The sequence below is a fragment of the Colwellia maritima genome, from assembly GCF_022669015.1.
Classification (GTDB): Bacteria; Pseudomonadota; Gammaproteobacteria; order Enterobacterales; family Alteromonadaceae; genus Colwellia; species Colwellia maritima.
This window is the reverse complement of the sequence record NZ_JAKKSL010000004.1, coordinates 381736-400969: the sequence shown is the minus strand read 5'-3', so window position 1 is coordinate 400969 and position 19234 is coordinate 381736. Positions and strand designations below refer to the sequence as shown.

At 37.7% G+C, this 19234-nt stretch carries 17 protein-coding genes and 1 pseudogene; 12 read left to right on the top strand and 6 right to left on the bottom strand.

The window, feature by feature from the left end:
- Positions 1 to 140: 140 nt before the first annotated feature.
- From rpsO to rimP, 6 genes are all read right to left on the bottom strand, one after another.
- Positions 141 to 410: a 30S ribosomal protein S15 gene (gene rpsO / locus L3081_RS20445; protein ID WP_215972561.1), complete on the bottom strand. Its 270-nt coding sequence runs from the start codon at positions 408 to 410 to the stop codon at positions 141 to 143.
- 164 nt (positions 411 to 574) lie between these two features.
- Complete coding sequence (gene truB / locus L3081_RS20440) at positions 575 to 1537, bottom strand: tRNA pseudouridine(55) synthase TruB (protein WP_242288169.1); 963 nt, start codon at positions 1535 to 1537, stop codon at positions 575 to 577.
- A 3-nt stretch (positions 1538 to 1540) separates the two neighbouring features.
- Complete coding sequence (gene rbfA, locus L3081_RS20435) at positions 1541 to 1975, bottom strand: 30S ribosome-binding factor RbfA (protein WP_242288167.1); 435 nt, start codon at positions 1973 to 1975, stop codon at positions 1541 to 1543.
- Positions 1976 to 2036: 61 nt separating this feature from the next.
- Positions 2037 to 4718 (bottom strand): translation initiation factor IF-2, encoded by a 2682-nt coding sequence (infB, locus tag L3081_RS20430; RefSeq protein ID WP_242288165.1) that lies wholly within the window; start codon positions 4716 to 4718, stop codon positions 2037 to 2039.
- A gap of 23 nt (positions 4719 to 4741) precedes the next feature.
- On the bottom strand, positions 4742 to 6232 hold the full coding sequence (gene nusA, locus L3081_RS20425) for a transcription termination factor NusA (protein ID WP_242288163.1): 1491 nt from the start codon (positions 6230 to 6232) through the stop codon (positions 4742 to 4744).
- Positions 6233 to 6258: 26 nt separating this feature from the next.
- Positions 6259 to 6714: a ribosome maturation factor RimP gene (gene rimP, locus L3081_RS20420; protein ID WP_242288161.1), complete on the bottom strand. Its 456-nt coding sequence runs from the start codon at positions 6712 to 6714 to the stop codon at positions 6259 to 6261.
- Between the two features lie 605 nt (positions 6715 to 7319).
- Here rimP and L3081_RS20415 point away from each other — a divergent pair.
- The 12 genes and pseudogenes from L3081_RS20415 (at position 7320) to L3081_RS20360 (ending at position 19231) form a co-directional block, all read left to right on the top strand.
- Positions 7320 to 9200 (top strand): EAL domain-containing protein, encoded by a 1881-nt coding sequence (locus L3081_RS20415; protein WP_242288159.1) that lies wholly within the window; start codon positions 7320 to 7322, stop codon positions 9198 to 9200.
- Between the two features lie 186 nt (positions 9201 to 9386).
- Complete coding sequence (gene rsxA, locus L3081_RS20410; protein ID WP_242288158.1) at positions 9387 to 9968, top strand: electron transport complex subunit RsxA; 582 nt, start codon at positions 9387 to 9389, stop codon at positions 9966 to 9968.
- 14 nt (positions 9969 to 9982) lie between these two features.
- Entirely contained in the window at positions 9983 to 10537 is a 555-nt protein-coding gene (rsxB, locus tag L3081_RS20405; RefSeq protein WP_242288156.1) for an electron transport complex subunit RsxB, read from the top strand.
- Positions 10538 to 10549: 12 nt separating this feature from the next.
- Positions 10550 to 11041, top strand: a complete 492-nt coding sequence (locus L3081_RS20400; protein ID WP_242288144.1) for a hypothetical protein — start codon at positions 10550 to 10552, stop codon at positions 11039 to 11041.
- Positions 10983 to 12764, top strand: a complete 1782-nt coding sequence (gene rsxC, locus L3081_RS20395) for an electron transport complex subunit RsxC (RefSeq protein ID WP_242288142.1) — start codon at positions 10983 to 10985, stop codon at positions 12762 to 12764. The genes L3081_RS20400 and rsxC overlap by 59 nt, the downstream gene beginning before the upstream one ends.
- 2 nt (positions 12765 to 12766) lie before the next feature.
- The gene (rsxD, locus tag L3081_RS20390; RefSeq protein ID WP_242288140.1) at positions 12767 to 13921 is read left to right on the top strand and encodes an electron transport complex subunit RsxD; all 1155 of its coding nucleotides are present in this window, start codon (positions 12767 to 12769) and stop codon (positions 13919 to 13921) included.
- A complete protein-coding gene (gene rsxG / locus L3081_RS20385; RefSeq protein WP_242288138.1) occupies positions 13921 to 14691 on the top strand; it encodes an electron transport complex subunit RsxG in 771 nt (256 codons plus the stop codon). The genes rsxD and rsxG overlap by 1 nt, the downstream gene beginning before the upstream one ends.
- A gap of 52 nt (positions 14692 to 14743) precedes the next feature.
- Positions 14744 to 15475 (top strand): electron transport complex subunit E, encoded by a 732-nt coding sequence (locus tag L3081_RS20380; protein ID WP_242288224.1) that lies wholly within the window; start codon positions 14744 to 14746, stop codon positions 15473 to 15475.
- Positions 15476 to 15504: 29 nt separating this feature from the next.
- A pseudogene (gene nth, locus L3081_RS20375) lies at positions 15505 to 16165 on the top strand (endonuclease III).
- Positions 16166 to 16371: 206 nt separating this feature from the next.
- Positions 16372 to 16971 (top strand): CHASE domain-containing protein, encoded by a 600-nt coding sequence (locus L3081_RS20370; RefSeq protein WP_274620674.1) that lies wholly within the window; start codon positions 16372 to 16374, stop codon positions 16969 to 16971.
- 64 nt (positions 16972 to 17035) lie between these two features.
- Positions 17036 to 18139, top strand: coding sequence for a sensor histidine kinase (locus tag L3081_RS28630; RefSeq protein ID WP_338027439.1), 1104 nt, complete (start codon positions 17036 to 17038; stop codon positions 18137 to 18139).
- 24 nt (positions 18140 to 18163) lie between these two features.
- Positions 18164 to 19231, top strand: a complete 1068-nt coding sequence (locus L3081_RS20360; protein ID WP_242288137.1) for a two-component system response regulator — start codon at positions 18164 to 18166, stop codon at positions 19229 to 19231.
- Positions 19232 to 19234 lie beyond the last annotated feature (3 nt).

Below are 19234 nucleotides of genomic sequence, written 5' to 3'. Positions count from 1 at the left end.
AACGGTGCAAAATAAACACGCATATTATACTGACCTGAGTATTATTTACTAGCAAGAATCGCGTGTTAAGGTTTTTTATGTTCATTTAAAAAACAAAAAGGAGCCAAAGGCTCCTTTTTTTAAAATACTTAAATCGACGATTAACGACGTAGACCTAATTTACCAATTAAAGCAGTATAACGTTCAACGTTTTTGCCTTTTAAATAATCAAGTAATTTACGACGTTGTGCAACCATGCGTAATAAACCACGACGTGAATGGTGATCATGGATGTGCTCTTTGAAGTGACCTTGTAAATGGTTGATTTGTGTTGTTAACAAAGCAACTTGTACTTCTGGTGAACCTGTATCACCTTCTTGTTGAGCATATTCTGCAACAATAGCAGCTTTTTGAGTAGCATTTAAAGACATTGTAAATCCTTAGTGTGAGTGCCCTTTTCCTTTTATATATTTTATATATAAAGATAAAGAGCTAAAATAACGACCCAAGCCAAACACTAATCCAAAATGAGGTAACGAAAGAGCGCGTATTCTAACAGGGAATAACTAAAAAGCAACAACTATTGAATACACTGTTAAGTATAATTAGGTTCGATAACCACAATGCGTTTAGGCGCTACTTGACCATCATCATCAATAAAACCCACACCAATAAATTCGGCGGTTTCATCATGCTCATTTTCACCAATATAAACCTGCACACTTCCATCAGCCGGCGCTTGATAGGCTTGAACAGGGTTACCGTGACGTAAAAAGTTAGCAGACATATCATCCACATAAACTGAAGGCATCCCTTCAACGGCACTTTGCATAGGTAATAATAAGGGATCAAGTAAATCTGACGGACTTATTTCTTGCTCATGCGCTTGTTCTAGTAATGCTTCTAATTGTGGTAAAGTGACCATTCTATCAATGGGATAGCTACCCACAGCTAAACGACGTAAATCAGCAACATGCGCACCACAACCTAATAATTCACCTAAATCATCAATAATAGTACGAATATAGGTGCCTTTTGACACATGAATTTTCAGCTCAACTTCATCAAGTTCAAAACGCAATAGTTCTAAAGAAAAAACGGTGATATCACGTGATTCACGCGGTACTTCAATTCCTTCACGTGCATATTTATATAAAGGCTTACCTTGATATTTCAGCGCAGAATACATGGAAGGTATTTGCTTGTCGGTCCCACGAAAACTATCAAGTGCCTGAGCTAATTGCTCATTAGAGACTGACACTGGTCTTTCGCTAACAATGTCACCATCCACGTCACTTGTGGTAGTACGAACACCTAGTTTAGCCGTTACTTGATAAGTTTTATCTGTATCAAGTAAAAACTGAGAAAATTTAGTGCCCTCACCTAAACATATTGGCAACATCCCTGTAGCTAAAGGATCTAATGCCCCAGTATGTCCTGCCTTTTGAGCGAAATATATTCTTTTAACTGCTTGTAGAGCATGATTTGACGACATTTCATAAGGTTTATCTAATAACAAAACACCATTAACAGGACGACCTTTTCTACGTTTTGCCATAACTTATTCGCTCTTCTCACTATCTTCTGTATTGCTGTCTATGCTGCTATTTGTGCTATCGCTTTCTATGTCGCCTTTGTGACTATCGCTAGCAACAGCCTGATCTACTAATGCGCTCATGCGCACACCCTCGCTCATTGAACTATCATAAATAAAACGTAAGTGCGGCATAATTCGCGCACGTAAACGCTTACCTAATAATGAACGAATATATCCTTCAGCTTCAGCTAATACTTCAAGCGACTCTTTAACTTCATCAGCATTATCATTAAAAAATGTTACAAACACTTTTGCGTAGGCTAAATCGCGTGTTACTTCCACTGCTGAAACAGTGGTCATACTTAAACGCGGATCTTTAATTTCGCGCATTAAAATAACGGCAATTTCTTTTTGGATTTGCTGACCAACACGGTCAGTACGGGCATATTCTCTAGCCATGGTTTTCTCCTAACAAAAACGGAGGCTAAGCCTCCGTTCCAATTCTAATTTCGAAGGTCAGTCAATTAAAGACTTCGCCGATCTCTACCGTTTCAAAAACTTCAATTTGATCACCAACACGAACATCATTGTAATTTTTCACACCGATACCACATTCAATACCGTTACGAACCTCTTGTACATCATCTTTAAAGCGACGTAGTGATTCAAGCTCACCTTCGTAAATAACAATATTATCACGTAATACACGAATTGGTGCACTACGTTTAATAGTACCTTCGGTAACCATACAACCAAGAATAGCACCAATTTTAGGTGATTTAAATACATCACGTACTTGTGCAAGACCAATAATCTCTTGTTTGAATTCAGGTGCAAGCATACCGCTCATCGCTTGTTTCACTTCATCAATCAAGGAATAAATAACGCTGTAGTAACGTAAATCAATGTTTTCAGATTCAATTACCTTACGAGCAGAGGCATCAGCACGTACATTAAAACCAACAACAATGGCATTTGAAGCAGCGGCTAAAGTAGCATCTGTTTCAGTAATCGCACCAACACCTGAACCAATAATTTTAACTTTCACTTCATCAGTAGAAAGTTTAAGTAATGAATCAGTTATTGCTTCAAGTGACCCTTGAACATCAGATTTAATTACCACGTTCACCTCAGATATATCACCTTCGGCCATACTAGCAAACATGTTTTCAAGTTTAGCTTTCTGTTGTCGTGCTAATTTAACATCGCGGAATTTACCTTGACGATATAAAGCAACTTCACGTGCTTTTTTCTCATCTTTGACAACAGTGGCTTCATCACCTGATTGTGGTACACCACTTAAGCCCAATATTTCTACTGGAATTGATGGACCTGCAGATTCAATAGTTTTACCATTTTCATCACGCATAGCACGCACACGGCCATATTCTAGACCACAAAGAACGATATCGCCTTGCCTCAACGTACCTTCTTGCACAAGAATGGTTGCAACAGGACCACGTCCTTTATCAAGTTTTGACTCAACAACAACACCATTAGCCATTTTATCGATAACGGCTGTCAACTCTAACACTTCAGATTGAAGTAATACCGCATCTAATAATTCGTCAATACCTAAGCCTGTTTTTGCTGAAACATGACAAAACTGTACATCACCGCCCCATTCTTCAGATAATACATCGTGTTGCGATAGTTCACTTTTCACTCTGTCTGGGTCGGCACCTTCTTTATCCATTTTGTTAACAGCAATAATGATAGGTGCTTCTGACGCTTTAGCATGTTGAATTGCTTCAATGGTTTGTGGCATAACGCCATCGTCTGCAGCAACTACAATAATAACAATATCAGTCGCTTTTGCACCACGTGAACGCATTGCAGTAAACGCCGCATGACCTGGAGTATCTAAGAATGTGATCATGCCATGACCAGTTTCTACATGATAAGCACCAATGTGCTGAGTAATACCACCCGCTTCTCCGGCTGCAACTTTTGCTTCACGTATGTAATCGAGTAATGATGTTTTGCCATGGTCAACATGACCCATAATAGTAACAACGGGTGCACGAGTTATTTCTTCACCGGTATGAGCACGATCGGCTAATACCGCTTCTTCTAATGCATTTTCTTTAACAAGAACCACGTCAAAGCCCATTTCTTCAGCAACTAATGCTGCTGTCTCTTGGTCTATTACTTGGTTAATGGTCGCCATTGCGCCCATTTTAAACATAGCTTTAACAACTTCAGCACCTTTTTTAGCCATTTTATTAGCTAGTTCAGCAACAGAAATTGTTTCACCAATACGTATGTCTTGCACTTTCGTTTCAACTGGTTTGGTAAAACCATGTTTCAAGCTTTGTGGCGCTGATAACGTTGTTTTACGACCTTTGCCAGAACGACCTGCATTAGCATTTTTATCTTGAGCTGCCTTTTTCTTCTTACGACGACGACCTGCGCCTTCATCTGCAGCATCAATTTTATCTTCTGCTTCTTGTGCATATTTAGAAGAAGTAACATGAACGACTTCTTTTTCTTTCGCTTTACGTTCTTCTTCTTGTTCTTTCCAACGCGCTTCATTTTCTTCGGCTAATTTTCTTGCGGCTTCAGCGGCTTCTTTCGCTTCTGCTTCAATTTTTGCCGTGGCTTCTTTTTCTTGAATTAAACGAAGTTTTTTAGCTTCTTCGGTTTCTTCAACTTTAGCCACAGGTGCTTGTTCTGGATTTTTAGCTTTTTCAGCGGCTACTTGTTTAGCTTTTTCTGCTGCTTCAAGTTTGGCTGCTGCTTTACGTTCAGCTTCTGCTTCTGCTTTCGCTAAAGCAACTGCACGTGCATTTTCTGCTTCTTTTGCTGCTAATTCAGCTTTAGCTTTCGCTTCGGCTTCTGCCTTTTCAGCTGCAATTGCTTCGGCTTTTGCTGCCTCTTCTGCTAATTGCTGCTCTTCTATCTCGCTTCGTTTAACATAAGTACGCTTCTTACGAACTTCAACGTTAACCGACTTAGCTTTACTACCGTGACCCATTGTCAAAGTAGATTTAGTTTTGCGATTTAGTGTTAATTTATTCGGTTTAGCTTCTGAATTGTCGCCATGTTGTTTCTTTAAATATCCCAACAAAGATTCTTTTTCGTCTTGCGAAATCACATCAGTTGCCGATTTTATCACGCCTGAATCAGCCAATTGGCTCACTAAACGCTCCACCGGTGTGCCAATTTCTTGGGCAAGTTCTGCTACAGTTATATCTGCCATCTACGCTATTCTCCCGGTGTTATTTATTCTTCGTTAAACCAACAAATGTTACGTGCTGCCATTATTAGCTCACCCGCTTTGGTTTCAGTTAATTCTTCTATATCGCTTATTTCGTCAATGCCTTGTTCTGCTAAGTCTTCTAATGTACATATACCACGACTTGCAAAAACAAAGGCTAAATGACGCTCTAAACCGACAAGCCCAAGTAAATCGGCTGCAGGCTCTGCGCCCTCTAAAGATTCCTCACTTGCTAAAGCTTGCGTAGTTAACGCTTCTTTAGCACGGTCACGAAGCTCTTCGATAATTTCTTCAGTTAAACCATCAATTTCAAGCATTTCAGCCACAGGAACATAGGCAATTTCTTCTAATGAGGTAAAACCTTCATCAGAAAGTAACGTAGCAAAATCTTCATCTAAATCTAGTTTTTCGATGAATAAATTTAACACCTTATCATTTTCTGCCTGATGTTTTTCTTTCATGGCTTCAACAGTCATGACGTTTAGTTCCCAACCTGTTAATTGGTCGGCTAAACGAATATTCTGACCACTTCGACCAATGGCCATGGCTAAATTACTTTCTTCAACGGCAATATCCATGGTGCCTTTATCTTCATCAACAATGATAGAAGCAACTTCAGCCGGCGCCATTGCATTAATAACATATTGTGCAACGTTATCATCATACAATACGATATCAACACGTTCGCCACCAAGCTCACCAGAGACGGCTTGTACACGTGAACCACGCATACCAACACAAGCACCAACAGGATCTATGCGTTTATCATTACTTTTTACAGAAATTTTAGCACGTGAACCAGGATCGCGAGCAGCGCCTTTAATTTCCAACATTTCTTCACCAATTTCTGGCACCTCAAGACGGAAAAGCTCAATCAACATTTCTGGTTTTGTACGACTAACAAATAATTGTGCACCGCGTGCTTCCGGCTTTATTTCGTATAACAAACCACGAACTCTGTCACCTGGACGAAAGCTTTCGCGCGGTAACATATCATCGCGATAAATTATCGCTTCAGCATTATTACCTAAATCTAAAATTACGCTTTCTCTACTCGATTTTTTTACTACACCGGTTACTAACTCACCAATTTGTTCTTGGTAAGCATCAACAACTAAAGCACGCTCTGCTTCACGAATTTTTTGAACAATAACTTGTTTAGCTGTTTGTGTTGTAACACGATCAAACTTAACTGATTCAATTTGGTCTTCAACATAATCACCGACATTTAATTCTGCATCGTCGTATTGTGCGGCAGACAAGCTAATTTCAGCAAATGGATTGCTCATTGGTTGATCGTCTTCAACGATTAACCAACGACGGAATGTGTCAAATTCACCAGATATACGGTCGATACTCACTCGAACCATTATATCACCTTCATATTTTTTGGTTGCTGTTTCTAAAGCTGTTTCCATTGCTTCAAAAATGCTTTCTCTCGGTAATGCTTTTTCATTTGATACCGCATCAACGACCAGTAATATTTCTTTACTCATGCTTCTTAGCCTTAATTTAATTATTTCTATAGTCGCGCCACAAGATTCGCTTTATCAACATTATTGATGACAAGTTCATATTCAATGCCATCAACGTCAACGATTAATGTGTCATTTTCTATGGCAACTAAAGTACCTTTAAACTTTCGACGACCATTCAAAGGCATCGATAATCTGACGTTTACCGTTTCACCAACCACTGATTGAAAGTGCGCCATTTCAAACAATGGTTTATCAATACCTGGTGATGAAACTTCTAAATTGTATTCACTACTTATTGGATCTTCTACATCTAAAATAGCACCCACTTGACGACTCACTTCTGCACAGTCATCAACATTAATGCCATTTTCATGATCAATAAACAAACGTAAAACTGAATTATTACCTGCACTGATAAATTCAACACCCAGTAATTCTTTACCTGTTTCTTCCACCGCGGGACGAAGCATGTCAGTTAGTTTTTGTTCAAATTTAGCCAATCGTTTTCTCCTGTTTTACCTAAAATCAACTTAAAATCAATTGAAAATTCACGTCAAATAAAATTTAAGGTACAAAAAAAGGGCTTATAGCCCGACATATATTTTTGCTGTATATTTTTGTTTTTAATACTTGCCAAAGCAACGGGCTAATAAATACTAAACATTAAAAACAAAAAAACCCCATAACAGGGGCCTATATCACTGACCCCATACTTTTTATTTAACAGTCTTTTAGCTAAGCACCGTTAAGAAAAAGTACTAATAACAAGAATAGGAACCCCCACATTCACACGAAAAAGTAGTGGGTAAATTCTTCAGTGACATCTTGCTATCTGTTCAATTTTAGCTTTACAGTAAAAAGAACAGGACAGATTATATAAGGGCGAACGTCTAAGCGCAAGCGTGAATGGCAATTATATGCTTAAAAAACAACAGAAATTAGCGCAATTAATTAACATATGCATTACAATAAGTTAGTATAAACTCGGTATCAGTGCTATAAAGCTTTATAGTGGTTAATGTTAACTCAATAAATTTAGTGTTTTTTGTGGAGCAATTTACTAGATATGTACACATTCCCCCAGTTATTATTAAGAAATGTTGCTTTGGCTCTAATTTTTATTGTGTCTATCAGCGTTATTTCTATCACCATGTTGTCTTCATTACTTGGAACCAAAAGCCAAGAGCACATTTCACTCATTAATTCATTAACACAACACTTTACGGTGAATGATGAAGATGATGAGTTAAAAACGGCAAATAACCTTTTAAGTACACTTAAAAAAATATCTAATTATAAACAATTAGCTATTTATAGCACCACAGGAAAACAACTAGGTCAATTTACTAATAAAGACGCCATTGTAAATATTCCTTTTATATTTCCTGAACCTACAAAAGTAAATGCTCCAAATCTACAGCTTACTATTGAATACCGGCTCAACTTTAAAGGTGAGTCAATTTTAGTATTAACTTTTATTATCCTTTCTATTGTGCTTTCTCTTGTACTTGTTTTTATTGCTGCCACCCTAAGCTCAAAACGTCATAAAGCGGTATTTAATATTATTGGGCAACAAATTAAAAACGACCTAGCATTAATTAAAAACCCGAATAAAACAAATAATGACAAGTCTACTGCCGACCATGATGTATTAGAAATACCAGAATTAAAACAGGGTGTTGATGACATTAAAGCCTTAATGAAATTGCAACTTAAAAACGTGGTTGATTTAGAGCAAACCGCCTACGTTGACTCACTCACGAAACTTGATAATCGGGGTCGTTTTGTCCAATTTTATGAAAACCAAGTGGTTAATGATAGTCCTGTAAAATTTGGTGTGCTAGTTATGACACGTTGCTCTGAATTACAAACTATTAATCAAATACACGGCTATCACGAAGGTGACAATTATATTGCGCACGTAGCATCACTTATAAAAAAAGCAGTTTCAGTTTATCCTGATAGTAAGTTATTCAGATTAAATAGCTCGGATTTTGCCTGTATATTACCTAACATCAAATTAAAGCAAGCAGAAAATCTGACAAAAGAGTTAACCCTGTTATTTAATGAGTATCAACTTGCGTCAGATCTAGACTCGGTTGCTTATTCTGGTTTAGTCGGTTTTGACAAAACAAAACCCTTAGGTGAATTACTTGCGTTAGCTGATACGGGAGTGAGTATAGCCCAAACACAATCCCCTAATTCTTGGTACACACAAACAGATACTGATATATTACAAAAAAATAGCGCTAACTATGGTAACCAAAATTGGCGACAAGAAATTGAAAGCGTTATAGAAAATCAACGTGTCACATTATTGTTACAACCTATTCAACCAACGGGTCGCAACAGTAAAGTATATGGTGAAGTGTTAGCCCGTTTCCTCAACTCTAACGACGAAATGTTACCCACCGCTTCTTTTATTGCCATGGCAGAAAAACTTGACAAAATAACGGCCGTTGACAAACTTATTGTTGAAACCACCATTAGGAATATTGTAGATAAAAATATGCTTGGTCACAGCTTCGGTATAAATATCAGCCCAAGAAGTATTAGTGACGAGCATTTCATTATTTGGTTAGAACGTCGATTATTGCGCGACCCTAAAGTAGCTACACATTTAATTTTTGAAATATCAGAATACGGCTTACAACAAAATATAAAAACCAGTAAACGTTTAGTTGATATGTTACATCGTGTTGGCTCCAGAGTTACCGTTGAGCGATTCGGCGTTGGCTTAACCTCATTTAAATTTTTTAGGGATTTAACCCCTGATTACATTAAAATGGATAGCTCTTACACCCGCGATATTGACGACGATAAAAACAATCAATACTTTTTACGCTTAATGGTTGATTTAGCCCACAGATTAAGCATTAATGTACTAGCTGAAAGCGTAGAAAGCCAAGAAGAAAAACATACCTTAGAAAAACTCTTCATTGATGGTTGTCAGGGATTTTACATTGGAAAACCTCATCCACTATAAGTAGTTACCCGAACAGTTTTTTTGTAAAGCCAAATAACTTATTATTTGGCTTTTTTATAATTCACAAATCATTAATCCAGATCATTATCACATAACAACCTTATTAATCGTGGTGTTGTTATATCGACTAAAACAAAGGATAATGTAGCTAATATTATAAAACTAACGTTCTGATCTAACTCGCAAATGACTGATTACATTCTGCTACTTATTGGCACAGTACTCGTAAATAACTTTGTATTGGTGCAATTTCTTGGTTTATGCCCTTTTATGGGGGTGTCATCTCGTACTGAAACGGCTATTGGCATGTCGTTTGCCACTACCTTCGTTATGACGCTTGCATCATTGCTCAGCTACTTAGTTACCACGTATATTTTAGCGCCACTCAATCTTGAATACCTAACCACAATGAGCTTTATTTTAGTAATTGCCGTTGTTGTGCAATTTACTGAAATGGTTGTACACAAAACCAGTACCAGTTTATATCGTTTATTAGGTATTTTCTTACCGTTAATTACGACGAATTGTGCTGTCCTAGGGGTTGCTTTGTTAAACTTAAGGTTAGAGCATAACTTTTTTGAATCTATTGTTTATGGCTTTGGTGCTGCCGCCGGATTTTCTTTAGTTTTAGTGATGTTTTCAGCGATGAGAGAAAAACTCGTTAATGCCGATGTACCAACACCTTTTAAAGGCGCCGCTATTGCGATGATCACTGCCGGCCTCATGTCTTTAGCTTTTATGGGCTTTTCTGGCCTAGTAAAGATATAGAGTACATTTAACCTATGAATATTTTAATTGCCATACTTGTTTTAGGACTGATTGCAGCCCTATTTGGTGCCATACTTGGCTATGCATCAGTACGTTTTCATGTTGAAGGCGACCCTATTGTTGAACAACTTGATGCCCTTCTACCACAAACGCAATGTGGCCAATGTGGCTACCCGGGGTGTAAACCTTATGCTGAAGCGGTAGCTAATGGTGAAGCTATTAATAAGTGTGCACCAGGCGGTGAAGACACAATTAAGAAAATAGCGGATTTATTAGGTGTAGAAGTAGAGCCTTTAGATGAAAACCATGATGCTAATAAGGGCCCAACCGTTGCTTTCATTATAGAAGAAGACTGCATTGGTTGTACTAAATGTATTCAGGCATGTCCCGTTGACGCTATTCTTGGTGCAGCAAAACAAATGCACACTATTATTAGCGATGAATGCACAGGTTGTGATTTATGTGTAGCCCCCTGCCCGGTTGATTGCATTGAAATGCGCCCTATTCCTGAAACGATTCAAAATTGGCAATGGGATTTAACTAAAATTGCTGTTAAGCAAGTAGATTAGGAGCAAATACTCATGGAATCTATAATCGAACGCATCAATCAACAAAAATTCTGGCAATTTCATGGCGGTATTCACCCTCCTGAACAAAAGCAATTAACGTCTGATAAGCCTATTAGGCAATTACCCTTACCAAAACAACTCATCATACCTTTGCAACAGCATATAGGTCGCCAAGGAGATTTGTTGGTAAAAGTAGGTGATAAAGTATTAAAAGGTCAACCCTTAACTCAGAGTACCAACCCAATGGCTGTGCCAATACATGCACCAACCAGTGGTATTATTAGTGATATAAAAAAATCAGTTATTGCACATCCATCAGGGTTAAGTGAGCTTTGTGTTTTTCTTGATGTAGACTATGAAGATACTTGGCTACCACGACAAATCTGCCAAGACTTCACTCAACTCAATAAGCAAGAAATTCTTAAAAAAATTGCTGATCTTGGTATTGCAGGTATGGGCGGAGCTTGGTTTTCCCACCCACATAAAAGTGAATACCAAACCTGACATTAATTTTTTAATCATCAATGCCGCAGAGTGTGAACCTTATATCACGTCTGATGATTTATTAATGCGCGAACAAAGTGAAGCAATTATTGATGGCATAAAAATACTTGATCACTTGCTAAACCCCGGTTTTATACTCATTGGCATTGAAAACAATAAACCAATAGCTATTAAAGCATTGCAACAAGCCACAAAAGATATAGAAAAAATCAAGGTTTGCGTAATCCCCACCAAATACCCATCCGGTGGAGAAAAACAGTTAATTAAGATACTGACAGGCAAAGAAGTTAAAAGTGGCTCTCTGCCAATTCATTCTGGCATTGTTGTACAAAACGTTGCCACTTGTTTTGCTATTAGTGATGCTGTAATTCATGATACACCGTTAATTAGACGAGTTGTAACACTCACCGGTCAAGCGTTAAGCAAACCACAAAATGTGTGGGCTTTGTTAGGCACACCAGTAAGTTATTTACTTGAACAAACGGGTTTTACTAATGAGCGTGTTATAGCAAACAATGCGGATAATAATGTAACGCCTCCAGTCATTATGGGCGGCCCTTTAATGGGCTTTAGTATTTTAAATGAATTAGTCCCCATTATTAAAACCAGTAACTGTATTTTAGCGCCAAGTAAAACTGAAATGCCAAGTGCCTTTGACAATTACAGTAATGAAGTAGAGTGTATTCGTTGTGGTCAATGCGCAGAAGTGTGCCCTAGCCAATTACTACCACAAGAAATGCAGTGGAGCGCTAAGGCAAAAGACTTTCAGCAACTAACCAAACTCAATATTTTTGATTGTATCGATTGTGGTGCCTGTGCTTATGTTTGCCCAAGCCAAATTCCGTTAGTGCAATATTACCGAGTGGCTAAAGCTGAAATACGTCAACAACAACAACTTGACATTAAATCTGAAAAAGCCAAAGTACGCTTTGAAGCACGAAAACTCCGCCTAGAAAAAGAAAAAATAGCCCGTGAAGAAAAACATAAAAAAGCGGCTGCCGCACGTAAAGCAACCATGAACAAAAAATCAGCTGATGGCAGTAGCGCTAGTTCAGCTGTTGCCGCAGCCTTAGCTAGAGTAAAAGCTAAGAAGCAAGCGGATGAAAAAGGTAATGAATCAACTGATGCCAACACCGATGAAAAAAGTGGAACATCTCAAGTACAAGCGGCTATTGCTAGAGCAAAAGCCAAAAAGCTTGCGAAGCATAATGCTATGGTAGAGCCGCCCGTTACTGAAAATGTACCGAGTAGTGATGACACCAATGAAAAATCACAAGTAAAAGCGGCTATTGCTAGAGCAAAAGCCAAAAGGCTTGCAAAGCATAATGCTACAGAAGAGCCCGCCGTTACAGAAAATGTACCGAGTAGTGATAACAACAATGAAAAATCACAAGTACAAGAGAAAAAATCACCTGAAGATCATTCCGTGAGTAATGACGCGCTAGATAAAAAAGCAAAAATTGCCGCGGCAATTGCCAAAGCTAAGGCAAAGAAAGAAGCGAAAAAGGAAATAGAAGCGCCCGAGATCAATTCAGATATCGAAAAACCAGATGATGCGTCGCCTAATATAAACGACAAAAAAGCAAGAATTACCCAAGCTGTCGCCAAGGCAAAGGCTAAAGCCAACGCAAAAAAAGAACAAGCCAAACAAGCTGAGCTATTAAAAGAAACCAATAACGAAGCACAATCATCCTTAAAACTTAGCAAAGAAGAATCAGAATAATTATGGCATTTTGGATAGCAAGTTCACCCCATAATCACAATCAAGCTGAAACATCTGCCTTAATGCGTATTGTTATTTATGCATTATTGCCCGGTATTTTAGCCCAATGGTACTTTTTTGGTTGGGGTAATATTATTCATATTACCTTAGCGGTAGCCACCGCATTAGTTTGTGAATTTATCGCCTTATCACTACGAAATAAAAAGGTTAACAAAGGCATTAGTAAACAACTTTTTGATGGTAGCGCCATACTTACCGCCGTGTTGCTAGGTATCTGTTTACCTGCTATTGCCCCTTGGTGGATTTCAGTGATTGGCGCCGCATTCGCTATTCTGGTAGTTAAACAACTCTATGGCGGTTTAGGTCATAACTTATTTAATCCGACCATGGCCGCTTATGTCATGTTATTAATTTCATTTCCAGTACAAATGACCTCTTGGCAACCAACACTCGCTCTTATGAGCATAGAATTAGATTTTTCCAATACACTAAATACTATCTTTACTGGTTTTACTAATGATGGTTATTCAATAGAACAGCTTCGTACGAATATAGATGGCTTCACCATGGCCACACCGCTAGATACACTGAAAACGACAATTGGGTTAGGTTATACAACATTTGAAACCATGAAAAATGAGCTGTTTTCTAATAACTTATCAGAAAGTTTAGGTTTTGCTTTTGGGTGGGAATGGGTAAATATCGCTTTTTTCGCCGGTGGTTTGGTATTAATTGCCAAAAAAGCCATTGCTTGGCAAACACCTTTTAGCTTTTTATTAAGTTTATTTATCTGTTCTTTTATCGCGTATAGCGTCAGTCCCGATACAAGCGGCTCTACCTTTTTTCATTGGCTTACGGGGGGCTGTATGCTAGGCGCCTTTTTTATTTTAACTGACCCGGTTTCAGGTGCTACCAGTGTAAAAGGTCGTTTAGTTATTGGAGCGCTAGCCGGATTATTAGTTTACCTAATTCGTACTTATGGTGGTTACCCAGACGGTGTCGCATTTGCTGTATTACTGTGTAACATGGCAGCACCACTTGTGGATCAATATACTCGCCCACGTACTTATGGTCATTCCCTTAACACTGAGAATTTGTCAGTACTTAACGATAAAAACAGTAAATCGAAAACAGATGAGCAAGGCGAGGTTAAGTAATGTCTGCACCACTTTCTGACGACAAACCTAAAGACGAAACAAAAACAACCTCTCTTTTTAGGATAGCCATACAAAAAAATAGTGTCATATTAGCCCTATTTGCCATTGTGTGTACCGCTATTGTTGGTTTGGTTAATGAGTTAACAAAAGATAAAATTGTTGCCCAAGCACAACTAGAGCTGTTAAATACGCTGCACAGTATTATTGAGCCTAACCGTTATAATAACGACATCACTCAAGACTGTATTAACATAACCGCACCTTCGCTTAAGCTTACCCGTGACGATAAAACAACAGGAACTGCTTATATCGCCCGTAACAATAACATACCAATAGCCGTTGCTATTACGAGCAGCGCACCCGATGGCTACAATGGTAATATTGATTTTATTGTTGCCATTAACATGGACAACACGGTCAGTGGTGTTCGAGTACTAAAACACCAAGAAACCCCAGGTTTGGGTGACAAAGTAGAGATAAGAAAAAGTACTTGGATAACCCGTTTTAATGGCAAAAAACTGCTTTCTGAAAACGATAACCGTTGGGCTGTAGCTAAAGATGGTGGTATGTTTGACCAATTTACTGGAGCAACTATTACTCCCCGAGCTATTGTTAAAGCCATGAAAAAAACACTGTTATTCTTTCAAAACAATAAAGAAACACTGTTAACCTTACCTAATAGTTGTGCAATAACAAATAATGATCCCCAAATTGAACATGACCCAACCAAAGTAAATGTAACGAAAAGTGAGGTCACAAATGAGCACTAATACACAAGAGTTACCTGAAAACTCAGGCGAACTTCCGCCAGAATCAGACAATATGTCTGCTGAAAAAGCGTTAGCTAAACAAGCACTCAAAGCTGAATACAAAGAATTGGCGCTGCAAGGTTTGTGGAAAAACAACCCAGGCCTAGTGCAATTATTAGGACTTTGTCCCCTGCTTGCCGTAACGGCAACCGTTACTAATGCTTTAGGCTTAGGTTTAGCGACACTGCTTGTGCTAGTTTGTTCTAATGCAACGGTTTCAGCCATACGTCACTGGGTTCCAAAAGAAATTCGTATCCCGATTTTTGTATTAATCATTGCAGCATTTGTTACCTGTGTGCAATTATTGATGAACGCTTACACTTATGGTGTATATCAATCCTTAGGTATTTTTTTACCGTTAATAGTCACCAACTGCGCCATTATTGGTAGAGCAGAAGCTTATGCGTCTAAAAACCCAATATTACAAGCAAGTTTTGACGGCTTAATGATGGGCATAGGGTTTGCGTTAGTCTTACTATTATTAGGTGCTATTCGTGAGGTACTAGGACAAGGTACTTTATTTGACGGCGCACACTTATTGTTAGGTGATTGGGCAACCGTTTTACGTATAGAAGTAATGCATTTAGATAGCCAATTTTTATTAGCTATTCTTCCGCCAGGCGCATTTATTGCAATGGGCTTCATCATTGCACTTAAAAATGTTATTGATGATAAAATAAAACAACGCCAACCTAAAATAGAAAAACAAGCGATAGAACGCGTTAGAGTCAACTTTGAGTCTTAAAAATATAACAACCGTGTGATTACTAAAAAATGAACAAAGAAAAACGTTTAGACATGTTAACAAGGTTGCGTGAAAACAACCCAAATCCAACAACAGAGTTAAACTTCAGCACACCGTTTGAATTGTTAATCGCGGTACTATTGTCTGCGCAAGCAACAGACGTTAGTGTAAACAAAGCCACAGCCAAGTTATACCCTGTTGCCAACACTCCACAAGCTATATTAGATTTAGGGCTTGAAGGCTTAATAAACTACGTAAAAACCATTGGTTTATTTAATACTAAAGCCAAAAACACCATAAAAACCTGTCAAATCTTTGGTTGATTTACATGGCGGCGAAGTCCCCGAAAACAGAGCAGCATTAGAGGCATTACCTGGCGTTGGAAGAAAAACAGCCAATGTGGTACTTAACACAGCATTTGGCCGGCTTAAAGACAATGAAGGCAAATACTTCTTAGCCGTGGATACTCATATTCAACGCCTTGCAAATCGTACTGGTTACGCCAAAGGTAAAACGGTTGAACAAACTGAACAAGCCATTATAAAAAACACCCCTAACAAAACAGAATTCATGTTTAATTTACATCACTGGTTTATTTTGCATGGACGTTATACCTGCACAGCTAGAACCCCTAAATGTGGCTCTTGTATTATTGAAGATTTATGTGATTACAAAAATAAAACAGAATAAAACAGAATAAATGAAATTCTGATACTACAATAATAAAGACAATCCTGATAACACAACAAAAATTGAAATAACAATCAAAATATGGGTTTTAATTGATCCTTGATCTATTTTCCCTCGTACTATGGATATAAACCGTTTTAGTTTTATTATCTTTGAAATTTAATTTATAGTTTACAAAGGATAACGAATACACCAAAGGATGATTAATGCCCTTAAGTTTAATTAAAAAAAAGACCGATTATCAGCGCCAAAAATTAATTGATCTTGGCAGGTTTCACAGTGTCCATTGGATTATTTTGTGCTTATCCGCCATGTTAACTGTGCTAGCTTGGTATATATCTAATCAACAAGTAACCCAAAAAATAGAAGAGCGATTTCAACGTGAATCAGGTCATGTTATTGAACTAGTCAAAGATCGTATCACTTTATACGAGCAAGCCTTATGGGGAGCCGTTTCATTTTATGCTGCCAGTGATGAAAAATTTGGCCATACACAATGGAATAAATATGCCACACGTTTACATATTGATGAAACCTATCCAGGTATTAACGGTATTGGCATTATTTATAACATTACCCCCGAGCAACTACCGGATTATTTAGCAAACGAACGAGCTGAGCGACCTAGTTTTACAATTCATCCTAAACATCAACAAAATGAATATTGGCCCATTACTTATATTGAACCTGCACAAATAAATAAAGAAGCCATTGGTTTAGATATGGCGTTTGAAAAAAACCGATACGCAGCGATAAAAAAAGCCAGAGATACGGGATTAGCCCGCTCACAGGGCCCATTACTCTAGTGCAAGATGATAAAAAACTCCTGGCTTTCTCTTTTTCACCCCTTTTTATAAACACTATGCTCCAATTGACACGGTAGAATCTCGACAGCAAAACATTGTGGGTGTTAGTTTTGCGCCATTTATCATGTATAAACTTATCTCTGGCACGTTAGCTATTGAAAACAGATTAGTTACCCTGAAAATCAGTGACCAAGGAAATATGCTTTACGAGGATGCAACAAATAATACCACCGAAAATATCGACAAATCGCCGCTATATAAAAAGAGTGTAGACGTCGATTTTTATGGTCGGGTATGGACTTTTGATATTGAATCGAATTTAGCTTTTCGACGAGCATCAGAGTCTTACCAACCTACGCTTATTCTATTGAGTGGTATTTTTATCGATCTTATAATTCTTGGGTTATTTATTTTCTTAACCCGGGCAAATCGACAAGCTTTGAGGTATGCCGATAATATGAATGTTGAATTAAAGATAAAAACCAAGCGCTTAGAAAAATCTAATCATGATCTTGAAGAATTTGCTTATATTGCCTCTCACGATTTAAAATCTCCCTTAAATGCCATGCGAAAACTCGTGAATTGGATAAAAGAAGATTGCATTGATATTCTGCCAGAGAGTTCATTAAAACATATAGCATTACTTGAAAACAGAAGTGATCGAATGAGTAACTTACTCAATGATTTACTCGATTATGCTCGTATAGAGCGCTTTGACTATAAAGCTGAAACATTGCACTTGGCGGCTTCAACAAAAGAAGTATTCTCGTTGTTGGACCATGATGATAACGTCACATTAACCGTTCTTGATGATGTTGAATTAGAATTTCCACGCATACCTTTTGAAATGATAATGCGCAATTTAATTTCAAATGCCATCAAGCATCATGACAAAGCAATCATTAAAATCAACGTGTCATATGTGCAAGAGAATAATATGCATAAAATTAGTATTGAGGATAATGGCCCAGGTATTCCGCCTGAATTATTCAACAAAGCCATAGAAATGTTTCAAACCTTAAAACCAAGAGATAAAGTTGAAGGAAGTGGAATGGGGCTTGCCTTAGTAAATAAAATTATTCTACATTATGAGGGTAAAATGAATATTGAATCTGATGGTATTTGTGGCACACGCATTAACATAATGCTGCCTTTGCAAATAAAATAAGGCAAAAGAAATAGGTATTAGTATATGAATATTTTAATTGTTGATGATGACATAGTCGATCGCGAACATATCAAACGAACATTAAGTAAGTCTGATGAAAAATGTCATTTTACAGAAACGGAATCGGTAGACGAAGGACTCGCAGCATTTAGAGCCCATAAATTTGACGTAATTCTTCTTGATTACCGCATGCCACAACGCGATGGCATAGAAATGCTGTTAGAGTTAAAAAATGAACCTATCGAAGATTCAGTTGCCATTATTATGCTTAGTAACTCAGAAGAAAGTAACCTAGCCTTAGAGTGTCTTAAAGGCGGCGCCCAAGATTTTCTGCTTAAAATAGAAGTAACCGCTGCCAGATTAAATCGTGCAATTGTACAAGCACAAACGCGCTTTGAATTAGAACGAAAACTCTACCAAAGTTATAAAAATGCAAAAAAAGTCGCTGAACACGACACATTAACAGGCTTAGCGAATCGTTATTCATTTGAAGAAACACTAAAATCAAACGTAAATAAAAGCTCACGAAGCAAAGATAGCATTTCTTTAATGTTAATCGATTTAGATCATTTTAAATATGTTAATGACACCCACGGTCATGATATCGGCGATTTACTATTAAAAGAGTTTGCAACAAAAATTAGTCATTGTTTGCGAGATAGCGAATTGTTTGCCCGCATTGGTGGCGATGAATTTGCTGTTATCTTAAAAAATAAAAACAACAATTACTTAGCGACTAAAGTTTCTGATCGCATTCTAACAAGTTTATCGACTCCTTTTCATATTAATGGTATTGAAATTCAGATGAGTGTCAGTATTGGCATTTCTATTTATCCTGACAATACCCTGAATGCCGATGAACTATTTAAGTTTTCTGACATTGCTATGTACAGAGCCAAAAAGCTGGGTCGAAACCAAGTATGTTATTTTGAAGATGAAATGCAAAAACAGTTTCTATTACGCTATAAAAAAGAACAAGCACTTGCTAATGCTATTGGTAATAACCAACTACTTCTTCATTACCAACCAATATTGTGCACAAAGAAACAGACCCTTGTAGGTTTTGAAGCCCTACTACGGGTCGATAGATGATGT